Source organism: Bacillus sp. AM1(2019) (assembly GCF_009906915.1).
In the GTDB taxonomy this organism is placed as follows: Bacteria; Bacillota; Bacilli; order Bacillales; family Bacillaceae; genus Bacillus; species Bacillus velezensis.
Genome location: NZ_CP047644.1, coordinates 2500930 through 2521061 on the forward strand (window position 1 = coordinate 2500930; position 20132 = coordinate 2521061).

At 50.0% G+C, this 20132-nt stretch carries 3 protein-coding genes; all 3 read right to left on the minus strand.

Annotation, left to right across the window (positions count from 1 at the left end; all coding sequences use genetic code 11):
- Nucleotides 1–22: 22 nt before the first annotated feature.
- From GNE05_RS12430 to GNE05_RS12440, 3 genes are read right to left on the minus strand one after another with little or no spacing between them, the layout of a single operon-like run.
- Nucleotides 23–6238: a beta-ketoacyl synthase N-terminal-like domain-containing protein gene (locus GNE05_RS12430; protein ID WP_160182853.1), complete on the minus strand. Its 6216-nt coding sequence runs from the start codon at nucleotides 6236–6238 to the stop codon at nucleotides 23–25.
- Nucleotides 6235–12387, minus strand: a complete 6153-nt coding sequence (locus GNE05_RS12435) for a type I polyketide synthase (RefSeq protein ID WP_160182854.1) — start codon at nucleotides 12385–12387, stop codon at nucleotides 6235–6237. Before GNE05_RS12435 ends, GNE05_RS12430 begins: the two co-directional genes overlap by 4 nt.
- Before the next feature lie 22 nt (nucleotides 12388–12409).
- Entirely contained in the window at nucleotides 12410–20128 is a 7719-nt protein-coding gene (locus GNE05_RS12440) for a type I polyketide synthase (protein WP_160182855.1), read from the minus strand.
- Nucleotides 20129–20132: the final 4 nt, after the last annotated feature.

Genomic DNA, 20132 nt, shown 5'->3' on the forward strand with positions numbered 1-20132 from the left:
CCCGGCGGGCGGATATGTGAATTTACGGTCTTGTTTTGGCGGGCTGCTTCAGCATCTCACCATGCACGTTCAGTATCTTTTCCTGCAGCTGCAGAAAGCTGTGTTCTGTCATTCCGTCTGCCGAATATAAAACGCCGCAAAATTCAGAAATCGTTTCCGCTGCGCTGTCTTCAGCCAATAACGTCATATGGTTGGATACCGCCACATCCATGATGGCGATGTTTGTCATATGCTCTTCCCACTGGCTCCAATAGTTGACGAAATCAGCGGATAAATTATCAGCCCTGATCGTAAAATACGGATCAAGCTCACCCAAGAAAATTCCGTTTTTATTTCGGAAATAATAGCATGTCACCCCGTTCGGGTCCGGAAGCGGCAAGAGTTCGTAGTCAGTGATTTCGTAAGCGTCCTGAACGTTTATATTCTGCCTGATCAGATTTTTCACCAACGCGTCCGTCTTCGTTAACCCCCGCTGTTTGGCTTTTGCGATTAATTGCTCTAAAAATATGTCTTCATGAAGATCGGCATTCAGTTCATCACGATGAATCAAGGTTTCAGATATGCGTTCCGGATGTTGATAGATTGGTGCAAATAAAGCCATGTTCACCGTCTGCAGCATCATATTTTTATCAAATAATTCATCAGGAATGTTGATTTCCCGCGCACCCGCTGAGTCAAAGGAGTCGAGCATGACGATTGACTCAACGGTTTCTCCAGCCAGCTGCAATTGCCGGGTGACTTCATAAGCGAGCATGCCCCCTAATGAATAGCCGCCTACATCGTAAGGACCCCGGTGCTGCACGGTACGTATGAGCTTAACGTAATATTCGGCCATGTTTTTAATGCCGCGGATCGGTTCCCGGTCTGTCATCCATCCTCTTGCCTGAATTCCGTAAAAAGGGCGCCCGGTCCGTTCGGCAACAGGCTGGTACAGCTCCACTGCCCCCAGCGCGGAATGAAACCAGAAAATCGGTCTTCCCTTTCCACCCGGGTTAAGACAGATCAGCTCGGGCGGTTCTTGATCATCTGTCTCTTCTGATATATCGTTTTGTTTCGTATGTTCCTCATGTACTTCCTCGGTGTCTTTTTGGACAGAACCGGTCAGATACCCGGCTAATTTTGCGATTGTCGGATATTCATAGACCAGATTTGCCGTAATAGACGCTTGATAGGTTTTATTAATGGACTGAACCCATTCCACACCGATAATAGAATCCAGCCCCATCTCAATGAATGCTTCATGCTCATCAATATCTTCCGGCTTCAGAAACAGGATGTCCGCAAGGCTTTCTTTGAGCTCTTTGCGCAAAGTGCCGTCAGAGATGCCGGCAAGGGGCGTTTCTGCTTCCGGGATTTGCGGACGTACCGCTGTTTCCTCCGCTTCAGCATACTCGGGTTTCTTTATTTGCCCCGCTATATATTCCGCAAGCTCCTTAAGCGTCGGGTGTTCATACACCTTATTGGCAGTAATCTCAGTGTGGTGCGTTTTATTTACTGTTTGTATCCATTCAACCCCGATAATGGAGTCAAGCCCCATGTCGATGAAAGGCTCATCAGCATCAATATCTTCCGGTGACAAAAATAAAATATCTGCCAGGCTTATCCTCAATTCTTCAAGCAATGTTCTATTGTCTTCGAAAACGGCTTTTTCTGGCTGCCGGACAGAAACAGTAACATCCAAAGGCTGTAACACGATCGGTTTTTGCAATGTCTCCGGTTCAAACGCTCTCATTTCGATCTCAGTTAAAGGAGTCAGAGAAATCAGCCCTTCATGTTCAGGCTGCGGCGAAGACGGGAGAACGGTTTGCGTTTCAGACTTTTTCATGGCTTGGTCTGGTAAAGAACTGTTTACATCAACCGCCCAATACCTTTCTTTTAAAAACGGGTAGGCAGGCAGCGGCGTTTTATAATATTTCCCTCCGTCAAAAAGCCGTGTAAAAGGAAGATCATATCCTCTGCAAAAAAGGTCAGCGATATGTGCCAGGCTTTCTCTGTACTGTGCTGGCGAAGCCGCTGAGCGGCACTGTTCAATGCATTCCATTCCGAATGTTTTCATTCCGGCTTCTTCTGCCGGCTTCTGATCCTTCAAATTGGACACAAACACACCCGGAAGCTCTCTTTTTACAAGCCACTCCGATAATACCCGCTTCAGTTCGTCCGCACTGCTTACGATACAGGCAAACCGGTGATGTAAATGCTTTCTGCCGAGCAGGAGCGTATAACTTATATTTCCCAGATCGCTGTCTTTGTTCTTGCTGAGTGAATCCAGCAGGCGTTCTGCCTGAATTTCCAGCTGACGCTCCGTCCGCGCAGATAAAGGAATGAGGCAGGCCGGTTTTGCCGGTGACCGGCGCACGGTTTGCGGCGCCTCTTCAATCACAAGATGGGCATTTGTTCCACTGAATCCGAATGAACTGATGGCTGCTCTGCGCGGTGCATCCGGATTCCGTTCCCACGGTATCAGCTTTTCATTCACAAAAAACGGACTCTCCTCAAATTGAATATGCTGATTGGCTTGGTGAAAATGCAGGGAAGCCGGAATCTGCCGATGCTTCAGCGACAGCAGGATTTTAAACAGTCCGGCCATCCCCGCGGCCGCAGCGGCATGTCCGAGATTGGTTTTCACAGAGCCGAGGGCGCAATATCCTTTTTTATCCGTATAGCGGCGGAAAGCGCGGGTTAAGGCGCCGAATTCGATCGGGTCGCCCAGTGCAGTGCCCGTTCCGTGAGCTTCCACCATTTGAATGGTTTCCGGATCAATGTGAAAAGTGTCATAGACATGCCGTTCCAATCGTTCTTGAGATAGCGCGCTTGGAGCGGTGATTCCGTTTGTAGCGCCGTCCTGATTCATTGCAGAGCCTTTTATGACGCCGTACACATGATCTCCGTCACTAACGGCGTCGCTAAGACGTTTCAGCACCACCGCTCCCACGCCTTCACCCGGCACGAACCCGTCCGCGCTTTGATCAAACGTATGGCAGCGTCCGGTCGGTGACAGCATATTCGCCTTATTTGACGACTGATAAAAAGCGGGAGTGGATTGAATGAAAACCCCGCCCGCCACCGCCATTTCCGTTTCTTTCGTCCAAAGCCCCTGACATGCCAAATGAATGGCTGTCAGCGAACTGGAACATGCTGTATCAACAGTGATCGCCGGACCTTGTAAATTAAGGTGATAGGCGATCCTTGCCGGGGTGACGGAATTATGATTGCCCCAAAACGCCTGCGCGGGCCCCTGCTGTTTAAAAATGGCCTGGTAATCTCCCCCGCAGGAGCCGGCATACACGCCGCATTCCCGGCCTCTTACCGAGTCTCCCGCATATCCCGCATCTTCAAGCGCTTTCCATGATTCTTCCAAAAACAGCCGCTGCTGAGGGTCCATATAGGTCGCTTCACGTCCAGATATATGAAAGAAAACGGGGTCAAAACATTCAATGTCCTCTATAAAACTGCCATACTGGCATTGGCTGTCAGAGACATCCCATCTGTCTGCTTTTTTAATCAGATCCCGTCCGGCAGCTAAGTGTTCCCAAAACTCATGGACATTCTCCGATTCAGCAAACCGCCCGCTCATCCCGATAATCGCGATCGGTTCTTTTTCAGGTAACACAGCTGCTGATTTTACTGTATCGGCCGGATCCTTTTGTTCGGGGCGGTACGTCATTTGATACGGCTCAGAAACGCTGATGACGATTTTCCCGATATTTCCGCGGTCATCCAAACAGTGATACGCTTCTTTTATGTCTTCAAAGGAAAAGATTTTTGAGATGACAGGCTGAATGACTCCCTCTTCCGCCAGCCGCTGCAGTTCCAATTGATAGTCCTTGACCTGATCCGGATTTTGAAGGGACAGCTTCCGCAAATCCACGCTGTGAAACGATTGATTGTTATGAAGGACGGACAAGTCGACTGATTTAGCGGATTTCAGCGCAGTCATGGCAATTTCGATATATCTTCCGCCCGGCGCCAGGCAATTCATTCCTTTTTGCATGGCATCACCGGCCAGGGTATTAATGACAACATCCACCCCACGGCCGCCGGTCATTCGCATGATTTCCGTTTCAAAATCTTCTTCTAAATAGCAAATGGTATTGTGGACCCCGAGCGAATGCAAATACTCAATTTTTTTCTGTGATCCGGCCGTGGCATATATTTCCGCGCCGATATGCCGGGCCATTTGCACCGCGATCAGCCCCGTTCCTCCCGTCGCGGTCTGAATTAATATTTTTTCGCCTTTTTTAAGTCCGGCTTTCCGGAAGGCGTCTATCATGGTCACCGCCACGGTGGGAAGAGCGCATGCTTCTTCAAAGGTCAGCCGGGCCGGTTTATGATAGACTTGATGTTCTTTACATGTGATGAGATTCGCCTGAGATCCAAATTCCTCTCCCATGCCGACAATCACTTCATCACCTGGAACGACGGATGTTACATGCCTCCCTGTCTTGATCACGACGCCGCTTGCTTCAAATCCCGGAGTGAACGGATAAGGCGGCATCGTCGGATACAGCCCTCTGACACAAAGCAAGTCTCCGAAGTTTAAAGAAAAGGCGCGGACGGCTATTTGAACTTCGTCATCTTTTGTCTCAGGCACTTCACTGCGGACAATCGTCAGATCTTCAATGCCGCCCGGACGGTCAATCACAACCCGGAACATTCCCGAGTCATCGGACTTTGCAAAAGAAGGCGGCATACGTTCTTGTTTCGGTTTCTGATAACCGGTTTCCTTTCTTTCCGTCTGCAGAGGTTTTTCAGCAGGCCGTTCTTCCTGAAGCGCCGGGCGGATTTTCGCTCTTTCGGTCTCCAGAGACGAGGCTATGATGGTTTCGTATTCTGCCGAGATATAACCGGTCAGCAGTTTCACATGATAGTAATCAAATAAAATCGTTGTCTGCAGTGTAAGATTCAAACGCTTATTAATCTCGTTAATCACATTGACGGCCAAAATGGAATCAATGCCGTATTCAGAGAAATTCAGTTCTTCCTGAATATCCTCTTCTTTCATTTTTAATACATCGGCAATACTTGTTTTGATGACAGAGCGGACATGGGAAGCGACCGATTCCCCATCAGCCTTAACAGCTTGATGCTCCTCTGGCGCGCGGCTGCGGGAAACAGGCTGTGCGGGCTTTCGGAAAACTTCGGCCGGGGCGGCGTATGGCTTTCTGCCGTCTCTGATCCCTTGCATCCGGACGAGTCCGTCACTCTCAGCTGCGATAATCTGCTGACCTAAATCATGAGCCGTTTCAGCAGGGAAACAAACCGCTCTGTATCCTTCCGAATGCAGCACACACTCCCACGATTTTGGATATAAGCCGGGACTTCCCGGAATCCGAAGCTCAGCATCCTCATAGGACCACCACCCGTCAAGCAGCCCGAAGGTTAAATGGGTAAAAACAGAACGATCGCTGATTTCGTTTATCAGAATCATCCCGTTGTATTTCAGGAGCGCTTTCAGACGGCGAAGTGTCAAACCGATATTTTTTGTGGCGTGAAGCACATTGGCGGCGATGACAATATCGTAAACACCCGTTTTGATATTTTGTGATTCGCAAGGTTCCTCCGCATCAAACAAGGCTGTTGTCAAATACGGCACATCAGGTCCGTATTCCTGTTCGGCATGCATTAAAAAAGCTTTAGAAACGTCAGTATAACAATATTCCGCAATCTGTTTTGCAAATGGTTGCAGTTTTGTAAACAGCATGGCGCTCGTTCCGCCCGTCCCGGCCCCTACTTCTATCAGCCTGATGCGGGCATCGGGGTGTTCCGTAAGATAAGCTTTCAGGTAAGCGGCCGCGGAATCTGCCAACACTTCATTAAAATAATCCGCAACGGGATTATGCTTATAAACACCTTCAACGAGCCGCATTGATGAATCGGGAAATACGATATCCGTAGCCGGACGTTCTCCTTTTAAAATAGAAGGCATCGCTTTTATCGTCGCCTCGGCCAATTCAGCTTGCGCAAGCTCCCCATTGGGAAGCAGGCGTTTATGGGCATTCCACTCATTCCAGACTGCGCGGCCGTCCGGGCGCTGATCCGTGAGGAGAGTGACCGTGTATCCGTCATACGCGATATATCCGTTTTCTTTTAATAGATTCAGGCTTTCTTTCAGCCATCTGCCGTATGTGCCGATCACGCCGGCGCCCCGCATGGATGCTGCAGGTGTAGTGACAGGCTCGCTGAAAAACCCGATTGACTGTAATTGGTAAAAGAGCAGTTTGCAAAGAAGGCTGTTCATATGCGCAACTCCATTTCTCGTTTTAAAGTCTCAAGCCGTTCATTCCGATCCGGATTTTGCCGCTTGACGCTTTCCATAAATGAAGGCTTCGGGCCTGATACAACCGATATTGCATCTTGATCCGTCAGCGCGGCTAAGCCGTGCGGAGCAGCTTTAATGAATGCCGCTTGGCTGAACGGTTCTGATAGTAAGACTTCCAGCGCCTCCATTGCTTCATCGGGTTCAATAGAACCGATCCCTGACGCCTCCATCCGTTTTCTGTAAGACGGGCCTGATACAACGCCCAGACTGCCCCAATATCCCCAATTCATGACTTTCACTTCACAATCAAGCAAAGAAGCGATATGGCGGGCAAAGGCGTCTTGAAATGTACACCCTGCCGCATAGTTGCTTTGCCCGGCATTTTTTGTGAAAGAATTAACGGATGAGAAAAACAGCACAAAATCAAGCGGTTCTCCCTTAAAAACTTCGATCATTCGGACGCTCGTATTCACCTTAGCTGAATAAGCGTTTCTGAAAGAAGCTTCATCCATATTCGCCATACTTTTGTCGGCAAGCGTTATCGCGGAATGGATGACTCCCGTTATATTGCCGTATTGCTCTCTTACGGAACGGACGGCCGCTTTAAGCGCTGCGGCATCTTGAGCATCAGCCTGTATATAATGCGGCGCGGGGCCTGATTGCGCCAGCCTGTCTATTTTGCTCTGAATCTCCTGATCCTTCGGCCGCCTGCCGATCCATATCATTCGTGCCTTGTAACGGGTGATCATGTATTTGCTCCATGCTTCTCCGATGCCGCCCGCTCCGCCGATGACAGCATAAACGCCGCCTTCTCTGTACGACATACGCGGAGCGGAACTTGTCAGCACCCGGACTGTTTTTTGCTTGTGCCAAGCTCCGTTACGGTACGCGGCAGCATTTCCGTCCGGATCTGGAGGAAGGCGCCAGATGTTTTTCATCTCAGACGAATCACTGCCTTCTTCTGCATCAATCAGCCTGATGTCCCAGTTCGGATATTCTTTTGCCAATGAACCGATCAACCCGTGTACGCCTGCATGCTCAGGCTGCGGCAGATCACCCGGATACACGGACTGTGTCTGCCGGGTGACCGCCGTAAAGCTGATGTTTCGGTTTCCATACCCGAGTGACAGCAGCGCTTTGATGAAACGGAAACATTGAATCACCCCATTCTCCTGCTCATCAAGCATTTCCTGACTGACGGATGCGGGTGCGAAACGATCCGGCGCAATCCATAAGAAATGGCGGATATCCTGATACCCGGCTGTCAATTCACGTAATGTTTGCTCGCTTGAATGATCCGGCGTCTCCGCCAGATGGGCGCGGGGCCACATTTTTGCCGCAGCCTTTATGGTATGTCCCGGCTTTCCGATGATCAGCAATTGTTCCTGATCAACCGCTCGATTTTCTTCCAGAGAAAAGAAAGTTTTGTCCCAAACAGGGGCAAGCATCGCTGTCTGAACTTCCTGCCGCTTGCTTTCGGTTTGGTTTGTCTGCCGGACAGCCCGGCAGGAGAAGCCTGTCAATCTCATACAAACAGCGCCGTTTTCATCACATAAATCAATATCCAGCGTCAGCGCTCCGTTATCTGACCGATCGCTCTGTTTGCGGACAAGCGCCCACATCGTTTTCTGAGTCGGCTGAAATATTTCTGCCTGCCTCAGGGAAAACGGCAGCATCGGAGTGTCTCCGGCAGTATCTGAACCGGCACCCAGTGACGCCTGAAACGCGGCATCTAGAAGACTCGGGTGGATGACAAACTGATCGGCGGTACTGTCTGCCGTTTCCGGCAGCGACAGCCGGGCTGCAGCGCTCCTCTCTCCGATCATCAGCTGATCAATTCCTTGATGGCTCGGCCCGTATATCATACCCGCATGCCGGAAAGCCTGATAAACCTCATCAGACGTCATAACCGATTGGCTGCAGCCGGACAGCCAGCCCTCTAAGTGAACTGACGGAACCGCTGCTATCTCTCCTGATACCGCGGTGCCTTTACTGTATAAAATCCGTTCTCCCCCGGGTTCTTCCGATAGGCTGTAAATCGTAAATTCAATGTCTTCATTTTCCTTAAGGATAAGGCTGATATGGACTTCTACATCCGTTCCCTTATGAACGACAGGCCTCATCCATATGAGATCTTTCAAATACAGTCCTTTACGTCCGTCCGGCACAGCGCATGCGGCACGCTCAACGGCCGCCCTGGCCATTTCGATCACGGCGGCTCCCGGGAGCACCTTCTCCCCGTTGACTGTGTGATCAGTGAAAAAGAATTCCCGTCCGGTAAAAACGGATGTGAATTTCAGCTCCCACAGATCGGATGTGTTTTCATGAAGCAGCGGATGGATCACCGTTTTGCCGTCATCCCTTTTTGAAACCGCCTCGGCTTCATCTTGAATCCAGCATCTGACCTTTGCAAACGGATAGGCGGGAAGGGTGATTCTCCGGGGTTTTCGTCCCGAATATAACAAGTTCCAGTCCACATCGACTCCCTGCACCCACATGTTCAGCAAATGACCGTACTTTCTCTTTTTCAGCCATTTGACCATGGCTTCCTGCAAATCTTCATCAGATTCAAACACAGCCACTGTCTCATGATTTCGCTTCGCCCGCCCCCTGTAAAGATGCGGTGCGTTTTCATTTTCCAAGTACGATCTGAGCTTGTCCTCCAGCTCCTTAAGGGAGTCCGCAATGAGAGCCAGCCGCTCATCCATCGCTTCCCGCCCCGCTTGTAAAGTGTACGCGACATCAAATAAGTCCGGCTTATCCGTATGCTTCTTTTGAAGAAAAGCAAGAAGGCGCTCCGCATATTCTGTCAGACGCTCCCCATTTTTCGCAGACAGCAGAATGACAGCCGGCTCTTGGCTGCTGATTGCTTGTTTGACAGGAGCCTCATATTCTTCAATAATGATATGCGCGTTAGAACCGCCCGCACCAAAGCTGCTGATCCCCGCCCTGAGCGGCTGTTCTTCTCCGTCTGCGGCAATCCGTTTCCAATCTGTTAATTCCCGGCAGACGGAAAACGGCCCTTCGTCAAATTGGATATTCGGATTTAAAACATCCGCATGCAAAGATGGGGCGATTTGTTTGTGCTTCATCTGCAGCAGCACTTTTGTGACAGCGGCGATGCCTGCTGCCGATTCCCCATGTCCGATATTTGATTTGACAGACCCGATGAGACATGTTTCAGGAACATCACCGAATGCATCGGTTAAAGCCCGGATTTCAATCGGATCGCCTAATTTCGTCCCTGTCCCATGCGCTTCCACATAGCTGATCTGGCCCGGAGATACCCCCGCTTCCTGTAAAGCTTGAGAAATGACTTCGCTCTGCGCCTTGGGGTTCGGTACGGTGTAACCGCTCGCTCTCCCGCCGTGATTAATGGCAGCTCCTTTAATGACGCCGTAAATCCGATCTCCGTCTTGTACGGCGTCTTCTAAACGTTTAAGAAGCAGCACCCCGACACCTTCTGCCGGAATATAGCCGTCACCCCCGGCGCCGAAACTCCCGCAGTGTCCTTTAGATGAGATGAACTGCCCCTGGCTCAGCATGAAGTACTTGTTAGGATGAATGGTGAGATTCACTCCGCCGGCAAGCGCCGCGCGAATCCGATGATCCCGCAGATCCCGGCACGCCATGTACAATGAAGTCAGCGAACCCGAACACATCGTATCGATCGAAATGCTCGGCCCTTGAAAATCGCAAAAATAGGAGACACGGTTAGCAATGGATGAAATCCCGCCGGGGAGCCCGATATGCCGTCCTTTCACTCCCGCTTCAGCCGCGAATAGCGGGTATTCCTGATACATGACACCGGCATACACACCTACCTGACGGCCCAGTTCAGGCGATGTCCTCGTATATCCCGCATCCTCCATGGCCATCCACGCATGCATCAAAAACAGCCGTTCCTGAGGATCAAGGTGTTCCGCTTCACGGGGGGAAATCTTAAAGAACTCAGGATCAAAATCGGCGATCCCGTCAATGAATCCGCCCCATTTGCTGTAGATCGCTCCCGGCGCCGTCCGGTCCTCGGAAAAGTAATGTTCCCATTTCCAGCGGTCTTTCGGAATTTCGGTAATACAATCCTTTCCTTGTTTGAGATTATCCCAAAACGCATTGATATCATCGGCCTGCGGATACTTGCCGGAAATTCCGACAATGGCAATATCCAGCGGGTTTCCTTTCGTTTTCTGACGGCTTTGATTCCCGGACGGGGCAAAAGACGCATTTTCAAGCCGATTTGGCTGAAGCACTTCTTTCACAGACGCGTTTTTCAATTCTGCCAGCTGTTCCCCGGTATGACTGAGGACTGCGGCATCAAATGAGAGAAACCCGTCTTTTTTATGTTTGATTGTATTCACCACATAGACGGTATCAGACATGACAGGCCCGTAAAGCGTCAGCCTCTCAATCATGAGCGGAATGTGAATCCGCTTTTTCAGCTGCAATTCTTCTTCACCGAGCGACATATAACATGAATTCAATATAAGCGGGTCAAATGCAAAGTGATGCAGATCGCCTTTCTCTTTTTTCCCTGATAAGTCCAGCTGCAATAAAAAGGAGCTCTCACTCATTTTGTATCCCGCCGTTACCGTTTTCAGCATCGGGCCTATCGTGAAGTCGGCAACCGAATCGTACAGACGGGAAATAACATCCGGCGCCACCTTTTGTGCATGCGCCTTCATTTGTTCAACGTCATATGATTTTTTTACGGGTGCCTCTATACCTCTGCTTATTTCTCCTTCGGCACACGTCTTCCGGCTTTCTTTACCGGAGACAGTGCAGCTTGCGGTAAAGCGTTCGGCACTCTTTTCTGCCGCAAATGAAATGTCAACATGTGCGGCCTCTCCCGGCTCCAGTGTGACGGGCCCGCCCGTAAAACGGATATCTTTCAGCCCGGCGGGATACGTGCCGGAATGAGACGTTCCGGATGCTTCAAGCACCAGACACGGATACACTACACCCATCAGTGCCGGTTTGCCGAAAACCAGATGATCCTGAAGGAATGCTTCATGTTCATAGAAAGTAAATGTCTGACTGCCTGATTGCGTTTCAGAGACCGGTGCTGCATCCGCGACAAGGCCGGATGATTCATCTGTTCCTTTTGTTTTTATGTCTTCAAGCAGTTCGGATATGCTGCTGCATTCAAATAAAAGAGTCGGATTCAGCCGCAGATCAAACGCCTCTTCGATGTCTTTAATAATGGCCAGAAGCTGTGACGATTCAAGACCTAATTCAAAAAACACGGTGTGCGCATCATTTCTTGTGACAGGACGGCCTACGTATGTTGAGAAAATGCGGTATAAGGTTTCCTCCATCTGCTGAACGCCTGGTATCAGCTGCCGGTCTGTCCGCACCTTTTTGGCTGTCAGGCCGAGCAGTGAAGCAATATGCGCACCGCTGAGGTTGTAAAAGTCAATATCCATTTTCACCATTTCAGAAGGCGTGCCGGACTTTTTCGAAATCACCGCGTAACAGCGCTCCGTAACGGTTTCAGCGGCAATAAACGAATCATAATAAATCGGTAAAAACAAACCGGTGCCTGCAGCTGTCTGCAATACGCCGGAGGCCATGGCGGCACCGTCCATCAGCGCGGGATGAAAGAGAGCGCCGGGGAGATTTTCCTGGCATGAATCAGACTGCCGAATATCAAGGAAACATTCCTCTTCATTTGCATAGATCTCTCCCTCCGGCTTCATCAGCCCGTCATGCGACAGTCCGCGGCTTCTCGCGTCTTCGTAAACCGTATGCAAAGAGACTGATGGAAGCGCAACTTGTTTTTTCTCTTCCGCGTCAAGGCGCTTATCTGATGAGAAGACTCCTTCATGCACCTCCGCTGATAAGAAAACCGTCCCGGAATCCGCCCCGCAAATCGAGGCTGTCCAGAACTCCTTTTCTTTACTGAATATGACACTCACATCAAGCCGCTCTGACCGTTTCACTGATAAAGGATGATAAATGGTCACCCGTTTCAGACAGATGGAACGGAATGAAAGATCAAGGCTTTGCTTTGCCAGCTGATACAGCATATCAATATAGGCCAGACCGGGCATGACAGATTCTCCGTGAACAAGATGGTTTTTCATAATGGGATGTTCTGCCGTCAGGCGCAGATTCACTGTTTTTTTCATGGTTAGTCCCCTTTTAAAAACGTCACGTTGTCACCTGCCAAAACGAGTCTGCAGGTGCAGTGCTTGTCTCTGCTTTTTTCTCATATTTCTTTAAAAGATCCGCAATGTCTGTTTTTTCATTATTTGTTTTTTCCGTTTCACTCTCCGTGCTGTTCCAGCCGCCCAAAAGCGGGTAGTGTTTTTTTCTGAATTCCGGCGGCTGAGGCGCCCGGTGATGTTCCCGCTGCCTTTCACCTCTGTATTCTTCAACGAGGATATGAGCATTTGTCCCGCCGTCAGGAAATGAACTCTGAGCTGCGACGCGGGGTTTCTTCTCTGAATGCCAATCAACGGGTTCACGATTAAAATGAATACGCGACGCTTCAAAGTCATAATGTTCAAATGGCTCACGCGCTGATAAGAAAGGCGGAATCCGCTTATGATAGACGCTCAGCACACATCGGATGAAGCCCGCAAGACCTGAAGACAGAAGCAAATGCCCTACATTCGGTTTCACCGATCCGATCCGGCAGGGCAGAAGCGTTTTCCGGTTCAGCTGATAGACATCTGAGAGCGCCTTGATTTCCACCGAATCAACGATTGGGGAACCGCCTCCGTTCACTTCTATATATCCAATGTCTTCGGGCGACTTTTCCGCCATGTCAAGCGCAGTTTGAATGGCGTCTCTCTGCGCTCTTATATTCGGTGAACCGGGACCGAGCGTCCGGCCGTCATTGTTTATCGAGACGGCTTTTATGACGCCGTAAATACGGTCTCCGTCCCGCACCGCATCGCTCAATCGCTTGATAAAAACCGCCCCCGCTCCTTCTCCGAGCACTTCTCCCGCTGATTCACGGTCGAATATATGAAACACGCCGTTCTCATTTAAAATATGGCGTGCTCCGAATAACCGGTGCGCGGACGGAGATAAGAGCAGACTCACCGAACCGACTAAGGCCGCGTCAATTCTTCCGGCCAAAAGGGCGTCTTTTGCAAAGGACAGCCCGATCAGCCCTGAGGAACATGCTGTATCCACGACAAGGCTCGGTCCTGTGACATTCAAAAATCGTGAAATGTTGGCCGCCAAATAGTTTTGTCCCGCCCCCAAAATCGGGTTAGGCGCCTGCAGGATATGTTCCATACCGGCTGAAGGCTGCGCCCTGCCGCCGATGTACACGCCGACTTTCCGGCCCGATAAATCCTTTTGGCCGTACCCGGCATCATAAACGGAATGAACCGCTTCTTCTAATATGATCCGCGCCTGCGGGTCCATAATTGCCGCGTCTTTTTCAGAGATGCCGAAAAAGCCCGCATCAAACATGTCGATATCATCAATCCACCCCGCATAATCCTTTGCATGTGCTGTTGCATGCCAGCGCGTTGCGGGGACAGGCCGGATGGCGGTGTTTCCTTTCATCAGCAGCTCCCAAAAAGCATCCGTTCCGCCCGCCCCCGGAAAACGGCAGGACATGCCGACGACGGCAATATCGTCTTCGGTATCCGCTTTCGGCTTCATGGATGTTCTCTCTTCAGCGGCGGCGGTTAAATCAGGCTGGACGTCCCTGTCGTGAACGAAACCATTTTCTTTTGTCACAAAATCGGCTTCATGATGCGCTGCGAAATAGTCAACCATTTCTGTAATCGTTTGATATTGAAGCATTAAGGACGGTGTTAACTTTATGCTGATCCGTTTTTGCAGTGATTGAACCAATTCCGCAAAGAGTATTGAGTCAATCCCGTATTCATCAAACGGCATATCATCTTTTATCTGCTCATCCGTCATTTTCAGTTCTTCGCTGAAGACGGTGCGCACCCATTGACGAATCGTATCCTTCACCTTTTGGTCACCGGCAGTGCTTTTTTTCACGGGAGCTTCAGATTTCTTCGCCCTTAGAAGATCACCAAAATCAGCCTCACTGTCTTCTGGAACACAAGGAATTCCGCAGCTTTGTCCGTTTAAAATGATGTAATCTAAAAACTTCAGTCCGTCTTCGGCAGACAGCCTGGAAAGTCCTGATTTTTGATAAGCAGGTGTTTCCGGCAGGCCTTCAGCCATACCGGTTTCTTTCCAGACGGGCCATTGAACGGCTTTAACAAACACGTTTCCTTTACCTGCCTGATGATTTGCAAAAGAGTCCATAAATGAATTAGCCATCGCGTAGTCACTTTGCCCCGCAGCAAGCGAAGGGATCAGGCCCGAAACGGATGAGAACAAAATAAAAAACGACAGCGGCTCATTCTGAACGGCTTCATAGAGACCGCGAAGCCCTGTTACTTTCGGCGCGCAAACGCTTTCGATTTCAGTTTCGGTTTTGTTATAAAAAGCGGGGTGTTCTCCCATTGCACCCGCGCAATGAAAAACGCCGGTAATCGGTCCCATCGTGTCGCGGATGCTGTCCGTCATGTTCCGGAGCCCCTTTTGATCCGTAAGAGAAACGCTGTAATAACGGATCTCCGCGCCCCGCTCGGCTAACCTCTGCATCCGCTCGGCTTTTTCCGGGAGAATGCCGTCCTTTTTCATGTCTGCCCACTCTGAGGAATCGGGAAGCGGCTCCCGCCCCATGATGACCAGTTTCCTGCATCCGCGTGAAACGGCATGCTCCGCCGCAATTGCGCCGATCCCGCGCGATCCGCCCGTTATTAACAGCACATCATCAGACGAATAGGAAAGCTCAGGCGCCGCCGAAACATTCATACCCTGCTTCAGAAACGGCACATAACGGCGATTCAGCCTGTAGCAGCATTCACTGCCGCTTTTGGCCTGCGGCTGTAAAAATTCAGTCTCAATCTGTCTGCTTAATTCTTCTGTATGCTCAATCGCACAATCGCTATCTATCGTAAAAGAATGAATGTTGGCATACTCAGCGCCCAGCATCCGGTACAGCCCCGCCGTTTTCGCCCCTTGCATCAGAGGTTTACTTTCCTTGAAAGGCTGGAGGCGGTGTGTCACTTGGCTGAACACAGCGCCGCTATGACGGAATGATTCAAGAGCCTGCTGTAAAAAGGCAAGCTTTCCGTGTTCTATCTCTTCCTGCCGTTCATATTCCGCATCATATGCGGTTATGTCGACGACCCCGAGTATCTGTTTGTTTTGAAGAGACTCCCGCACTCTGCCGTAAAGGTTTCGCCCCGATGCGGCGGCGTAATAATCGGCGCCGTCTTTTGCCTGATGGATGAAGCAGATCGTTTCAATATGGCCGTTTCCTTTAAAAAGAGCATCGGCCAATCGGCTTGTCTTATCAGTTGCAAGTATCATTACTGTTCCTGATAATGCTTCAGATTCCGCCGGATCTTGCTGCTTCCAGTCTTTTTGAAGAATGATCTTTTGGTTTTCCGCCGGTTCATCTGTCTGTTTCCGGATATCCGCAGGCACAGGCACCCAATACCGCTCCTTCGCGAACGGATATACAGGAAGGCTGACCCGTTTCGGCTTCTCTCCTTCGTATAACAGGCTCCAGTCAACGGCGGCTCCTTTTGCCCACTCAGTGAGCAATCTGGAATATTGCTTGTTTTTCAGCAGCTCGGCCATTCCACTTGATGAAATATCATCTTGAGCACGTCCGCGGAAACATCCTTCAATTTCTGTTTTCCGTTCAAGCACATCCTTCAGTTTCGCTTGCAGACCGCAAACGGATGTAACGATAAATGCCAGCCGTTCAGGCATCGCTTCTCTGCCAGATTGAAGCGTGTAGGCCAGGTCTTTAAGGTTGACTTCTTTTTCCCGTAAAAAGCGGTCATACCGTTTGACATATTCTAATAGGCGTTCTTCATTTTTTGCCGAAAGCAGAAACAGAACCGGCTCGTCTTCCCGTATATTTACCGATTTCTTTTCAGTCTGCGGCGGCAGATATTCTTCTATGACAAAATGGGCATTGCTCCCGCTGGCGCCAAAAGAACTTAAACCCGCTCTTCTCGGCTGGTCAGAATGTAACGGCCGTTCCCATTCTTCCAGCCGGTCCGCCACATAAAACGGCGTGTCCGGAAACGGAATATGGGGATTCAGCGTGTCCGCGTGCAATGACGGAAAGATTTCTCCATGCTTCAGCTGCAAAAGCACCTTTGTTAATCCGGCGATCCCGGCGGCTCCTTCTAAATGGCCGATATTTGATTTGGCAGAGCCGATGGCGCAAAACCGCTTCTTGTTTGTCCATTTGCGGAAAGCGCGGCTCAGCCCTTCAATTTCAATCGGATCACCCAAAGACGTGCCTGTTCCGTGGGCTTCAATATAGCTCAATGTCTCCGGATCAATGCCGGCACTCTGAAAAGAATCTGTAATGACTTCCGCCTGTGATGCCGGATCAGGCACGGTCAAACCGGATGTTTTTCCGACATGGTTTAAAGCGGAGCCTTTTATGACGCCATATATCGCACAGCCCATTCTTTCCGCTTCTTGAACGGTTGTCAGTAACACCGCGCCGACGCCTTCTCCCGGCACATAGCCGTCACCGCCGGCGGCGAAGCTTTTGCAGATGCCTTCTGAAGACAGAAATCCGGCATTCGCCAAAAACGCATATTTATGCGGGTGTGTGACCGCATTCACACCGCCGGCAATGGCGAATTCGCACTCCCCCCTTTTAATGCTTTCACATGCCAAATGTATGGATGTGAGCGAAGAAGAGCACATCGTATCAACAGCCATTGACGGCCCTGTAAAGTTCAGGCAGTGAGACACGATATTCGGAACAGAGGCAGGCGTCACGCCCATAGACAGCGGTGTGCCCCGCTGTGTAATTTCAGCGCCGAACAGCTCATAATGGCTCCAAAACACACCTGCGAATACCCCGACGCGTTTTCTCTTTTGTGAAGATGGCCCGCGCGCCGTTCTGTCCTGATAAAAACCGGCATCTTCACAAGCTTCCCAAGCCGTCTCTAAAAACAGCCGCGCCTGCGGGTCCATCATTTCAGCCTGGCGCGGAGTCAGATTGAAAAACAGCGGGTCAAAGCTGTCTATGCGATCTAAAAATCCTCCGTAACGGTAGAACTGATCTGCTTCATATGAGAAAGAATAACCTTTCCATCTGTCTTTCGGCATTGTTGTAATGCAGTCTTTACCTGAGCGCAGATTTTGGTAAAATTCATCAATGCTTCCCGCCTGCGGGTATCTTCCCGCCAATCCGATTACGGCAATATCGTGCTCTTCTGTATGTCTCTCTTGTTTTCGGCTTCTTCTCTTGACAGCTGCGTTGGATAATGAAGATCCGTTCTTGTCTCCCTTTGGACCCAATCGGCCCATGCTTTCAGTTACAGCCGGCTCTTTCCCGTATAAAATAACGGATTGCAGCTTGCCGAGTCGCAGCATATATTCAAGTGAAGCCATCCCTTCCCCGGCCGGTAGCGGGCTGGTGCCTGTTGCATCATTCATGATCTCTTTCATCAAGCTGTCAACCTGCATGCCGCCATCTTCCCAAAGCGGCCAGTTGATCGTCATAGAAGCCCCGTTCCGTTCGCATTTTTCCGCTTTGCAATCGCGATATTTCATATATTCATCCATAAAAGCGTTCGCTGCGGCATAATCTGTCTGGCCCGCATTTCCGGCCAACGCCGAGAATGAGGAAAAAACGGCGAAAAATTCAAGCGGTTCATGCCGTGAAGCTTCGTCCGCATGAATCAGGCCGCTGATTTTCGGCAGGAACACCTGCTTCAAGTCAGAACTGTCTTTTTGGATGATAAATTGATCTTTTAAAACACCGGCGCAATGAAAAATACCCGTCAGCCGGCCGAAGGTTTCTGTAATCTGAGCAAATGCCCGCTCTGTTTCGACTTTGCTGCCGATGTCCGCTTGAACGTAAAGAACTTCTGCTCCCAATGCTTTCAGTCTGCTGATCTTCTCAGACTGTTTCGGCGAACGGCCGATGAGTGCGAGCTTCACCTTTTCTTTTTCTGCAAGGTGACGGGCAAGCAGAAATCCAAGACCGCCGAGGCCTCCTGTAATGACATATACGCCGTTTTGTTTCCAAGGAGACTGTGTCTGCCCGTCCAGTTTCTCAATACGTTCGAACAATCTGATCTGCCGCATATTGTCTTTATACCGAATGTCTGTGCAGCCTGCATGAGAGGAGTCTGCTTCTGTTCTAATGATTGCGGCCGTCTCACTTGGCAATCTCTCATTCTTGTCACAGAAGGTGATCACCTGAGTGCGAAGAGCCGGATTTTCCAGATGTGCCGTTTTCAGCATAGCCCCGAGAGCGGAAGACAATGCCGCTCCATTCTCAACGGCGCATACAAGCTGAATCAATGTATGTTCTTTCGGATAGTCTGTCAGTTCCCGTTTGAGCATACGAAATATACGCTCGGCATCTGCTCCAAACTGCTCATCTGCAGCCTCATGCTCCCTTTTCAGTTCTATCACTTCCGCTTCCGGGCAATGTATGCCGAGTTCACCGGTGAGACGGGGTTCTGCATCGGCAGCGATAATGAGATGACGGGTGTGTTTTTGCCCGTTCTGCACCGCCGTTTCCAGCGGATGATCTTTCCAGGCGGGTTCAAAAAACAGAACCTCATCAGCGATGTCAGCATCTGATGTATGCCGTTCTTCGGCCGAATCTTTCAGCACACAGCCCGCTTCATTGATAAGGTAATCCGCAAGGCGGCGGACAGATGAATATTCAAAAAGCAGTGTCGGATAAAACTGCTGCTGAAAAGTCTGCTCTAATATCTTTACAAGCTTCAGCAAATGCGCCGAGTCAAGCCCCATATCATAAAAGCCTTTCCGCACATCAATATCCTGTGCCGGACGATTGATCAGCCTGGCGATTTCCGACTTTATGTAAGTCACCATGTTTTGTTCCGGCGTTTGCTGTTCAGACACGTCTTCTGCGGCCACAGGACTTTCGGGCTCTCCACGGCCGCTTCTGTTCTGCTGAGGCGGCTTCTCTTTGTCTATCAGATGGGTAATCATATTCGCTTGTCTGACCCTTTTCACTGTCAGTTTCTCACATTCGGCCAATACGTTCCCTGCCCTGTCATAAATCGTGAAGTCGGCCGAATAAACATCAGGTTCGCTATCTGATACGCCGCTTTCAGTGCGGCTGTTTTTCACAGAATAAGTGTAAATCGTGTTCGGAAACGGCTGATACATGCAAAAACGATTGATCATAAAAGGAATATAAGGTGTGTCATTTTGCTTTTGGGCCGACAATGCAAAGGAAGAGCCGGCAAGGGTAGACGCATCTAAAAAAGCCGGATGCGCCTTAAATTTCTCCCGGAATCCTTCAGCCAAATCACTCAGAGTGAGCTCCATTAATTCTTCTTTATCCTGAAGCTGATAAACGGCCCCTTCATTTTTCATAAACTCGCCATGCTCAATATGGCTTCTTCTTGCAATTCCGTAAATGTCATGCATGTCCCATTTTCGGCTTGCGTTTTTCATGAACGCTTCAATATTCAGTTCTTTTGCCCGGGGCGTGTCTTCTTGCAAATAAAGCTGGCATTCCATATTCTCATCCCGGTTTCCGCCAAGCGGTGTGCCGTTTTTTGCTTTTTCGCTAGTGATCTCAACTTTCCAGCTGTCACGTGCCGGCGTAAAGGTGACATACAGGTGTTTATCAAACTCTTCAGATGTTACAACAGGCTGCTTAAAAATGATCTGTCTTAATTCTATAGGCCTTTCACCGAGATACCCGGCGGCGAGCCGATACAGCATATCTATTAAAGTCACGCCCGGGAGGACGCGGATTTGATGAACGCGATGATCCCGGACGATATAATTCGTATGGCTGATTTTCTGCAGGAACGTTTTGACTTGATCGGTGGCAACTGCCAATCTA